General features: G+C 52.9%; 1 rRNA gene. It reads right to left on the bottom strand.

From position 1 onward, the window contains the following. Positions 1-12 precede the first annotated feature (12 nt). Positions 13-1,554: ribosomal RNA gene (locus OH663_RS25620) — 16S ribosomal RNA — on the bottom strand. Between the last annotated feature and the right edge of the window lie 142 nt (positions 1,555-1,696).

A 1,696-nucleotide genomic window follows, 5' to 3' on the forward strand; every position in this document is an offset into this window, starting at 1 on the left:
GGTTCTTTAAGGTAAGGAGGTGATCCAACCGCAGGTTCCCCTACGGTTACCTTGTTACGACTTCACCCCAGTCATGAATCACAAAGTGGTAAGCGCCCTCCCGAAGGTTAAGCTACCTACTTCTTTTGCAACCCACTCCCATGGTGTGACGGGCGGTGTGTACAAGGCCCGGGAACGTATTCACCGTGGCATTCTGATCCACGATTACTAGCGATTCCGACTTCATGGAGTCGAGTTGCAGACTCCAATCCGGACTACGACATACTTTATGAGGTCCGCTTGCTCTCGCGAGGTCGCTTCTCTTTGTATATGCCATTGTAGCACGTGTGTAGCCCTACTCGTAAGGGCCATGATGACTTGACGTCATCCCCACCTTCCTCCAGTTTATCACTGGCAGTCTCCTTTGAGTTCCCGGCCGGACCGCTGGCAACAAAGGATAAGGGTTGCGCTCGTTGCGGGACTTAACCCAACATTTCACAACACGAGCTGACGACAGCCATGCAGCACCTGTCTCAGAGTTCCCGAAGGCACCAAAGCATCTCTGCTAAGTTCTCTGGATGTCAAGAGTAGGTAAGGTTCTTCGCGTTGCATCGAATTAAACCACATGCTCCACCGCTTGTGCGGGCCCCCGTCAATTCATTTGAGTTTTAACCTTGCGGCCGTACTCCCCAGGCGGTCGACTTAACGCGTTAGCTCCGGAAGCCACGCCTCAAGGGCACAACCTCCAAGTCGACATCGTTTACGGCGTGGACTACCAGGGTATCTAATCCTGTTTGCTCCCCACGCTTTCGCACCTGAGCGTCAGTCTTTGTCCAGGGGGCCGCCTTCGCCACCGGTATTCCTCCAGATCTCTACGCATTTCACCGCTACACCTGGAATTCTACCCCCCTCTACAAGACTCTAGCCTGCCAGTTTCGGATGCAGTTCCCAGGTTGAGCCCGGGGATTTCACATCCGACTTGACAGACCGCCTGCGTGCGCTTTACGCCCAGTAATTCCGATTAACGCTTGCACCCTCCGTATTACCGCGGCTGCTGGCACGGAGTTAGCCGGTGCTTCTTCTGCGAGTAACGTCAATTGCTGAGGTTATTAACCTCAACACCTTCCTCCTCGCTGAAAGTACTTTACAACCCGAAGGCCTTCTTCATACACGCGGCATGGCTGCATCAGGCTTGCGCCCATTGTGCAATATTCCCCACTGCTGCCTCCCGTAGGAGTCTGGACCGTGTCTCAGTTCCAGTGTGGCTGGTCATCCTCTCAGACCAGCTAGGGATCGTCGCCTAGGTGAGCCGTTACCCCACCTACTAGCTAATCCCATCTGGGCACATCCGATGGCAAGAGGCCCGAAGGTCCCCCTCTTTGGTCTTGCGACGTTATGCGGTATTAGCTACCGTTTCCAGTAGTTATCCCCCTCCATCGGGCAGTTTCCCAGACATTACTCACCCGTCCGCCACTCGTCACCCAAGGAGCAAGCTCCTCTGTGCTACCGTTCGACTTGCATGTGTTAGGCCTGCCGCCAGCGTTCAATCTGAGCCATGATCAAACTCTTCAATTTAAGTTTGATGCTCGTGAATTAAACTTCGTAATGAATTACGTGTTCACTCAGAGACTTGGTATTCATTTTTCGTCTTGCGACGTTAAGAATCCGTATCATTGAGTGCCCACACAGATTGTCTGATAAATTGTTAAAGAGCAGT

Source organism: Citrobacter sp. Marseille-Q5395, from assembly GCF_947057495.1.
GTDB lineage: Bacteria > Pseudomonadota > Gammaproteobacteria > Enterobacterales > Enterobacteriaceae > Citrobacter > Citrobacter murliniae.